The sequence below is a fragment of the Vibrio sp. 10N.247.310.17 genome, assembly GCF_041466605.1.
Taxonomy (GTDB): domain Bacteria; phylum Pseudomonadota; class Gammaproteobacteria; order Enterobacterales; family Vibrionaceae; genus Vibrio; species Vibrio tasmaniensis_A.
The window spans coordinates 1-1,190 of the sequence record NZ_JBFSTC010000229.1 but is presented as its reverse complement, the minus strand read 5'-3'; the positions used below and the strand labels follow the sequence as shown (position 1 = coordinate 1,190).

General features: G+C 48.3%; 3 protein-coding genes and 1 pseudogene. All 4 read right to left on the bottom strand.

Annotated features, from left to right (window positions below; translation table 11 throughout):
• A partial coding sequence (locus AB6D80_RS25050; protein WP_372189924.1) for a hypothetical protein occupies positions 1–374 on the bottom strand: 374 nt, incomplete at its 3' end.
• Complete coding sequence (locus AB6D80_RS25045; protein WP_017099393.1) at positions 367–684, bottom strand: hypothetical protein; 318 nt, start codon at positions 682–684, stop codon at positions 367–369. The genes AB6D80_RS25045 and AB6D80_RS25050, both read right to left, overlap by 8 nt.
• A 34-nt stretch (positions 685–718) precedes the next feature.
• Positions 719–931, bottom strand: coding sequence for a hypothetical protein (locus AB6D80_RS25040; RefSeq protein ID WP_048615176.1), 213 nt, complete (start codon positions 929–931; stop codon positions 719–721).
• A gap of 59 nt (positions 932–990) precedes the next feature.
• Positions 991–1,190: pseudogene (locus AB6D80_RS25035) on the bottom strand (replication endonuclease); the annotation flags it as partial.

Sequence of the window (1,190 nt, the reverse complement as noted above, 5' to 3'; positions counted from 1 at the left end):
TCTTTACTGGTTTCTTGTGTTTCTTCCGGTTCGGTTAACCCCTCGGTTAGTTCGGTTACCGCGTCGGTTACCTCTGTTCGGTTAGGTTCGGTTATCAAAACCGGATCAACCACCGACAGTTTATCGGTGACTGTCGGTTGAAGTTCGGTTGAGTCAGCGACAAGATTCGCTTTAATGAACTTGGTCACTTCATGGCTATGTGAGCTGTTACCGCACTTTGGGCAACGGTAATACATCAACCCGATGTTGCGGCTGTTTTTAGGCGGCTCCCCTGTAGCAATCAGTTTCCCTTCACCCACTTGATGAGCGCTGGCGACCGACTGACAAACCGGACAAGAGAGATACCCACGGATTGGGTTTTTATGTTCAGCCATGATCCACCTCTGCACTTTCCATCTCATCAAGCTGCTGCTTTTGAACCTCTACCACTGCACGGTATTTCAGGCGAGCGACCCCATTGAGCTTGTCGAGGTGCTCAAGCTGCTCAAACAAGTTGACGGGAAGCCCTAATGCCTCCAGTGAGAGGTTGCCACTCATCAACATCCCCATGGCTTTTTTCATGAGTGCGCCGGTGTCCATTTCTTTAAAACGGTCAATTTCCACTTTCAGGCTGGCGGTCAGCTTGTCAGCCGCATCGAGGGCGGCTAAATCTCGCTGACACTCCTCAAGCGATAGTCTTTTCATTGTCTTCCTCTGTCTCTCGACGTTGGCTTCGTGGTTAGTGAGCAGCTCCTAGTACGTGAACATGCTCACCTGCATCCGTAACAAACGGCACGCCCTTGTTAATTGCATTTAAAGCGGCAAGCTCGTTCATTGGAATAAAATTACATTCATGCGATAAGTTTTGTTCGGTGATTAAAATCTGTTCACCGACAACTGGCATATTGTAGCTGTAAAAATAAATCGCTTTAGTGTTGATAGATATGTTCATAAAAGTTCCTGTCTCTCGACGTTAGTTAAAATGCCCCTGATTCACATCGTTGGCGTGGGTTAAGTGACTCCCAACCGTCCGTTGATAAGGCTGAGAGTGGTGTGCTTATCAATGGGGATTTTCGCCCCCATCGACAGCGGTTTGAGTAAGCATTGAACCCCTTTAATGCTCCATCCGGTCACGTCCATCAGCGCTTTTTCGAGTGGGGATATCTCCATTTCCGGAGGTGGGTTACACTTATTTTCAGTGCTCCAAGGGA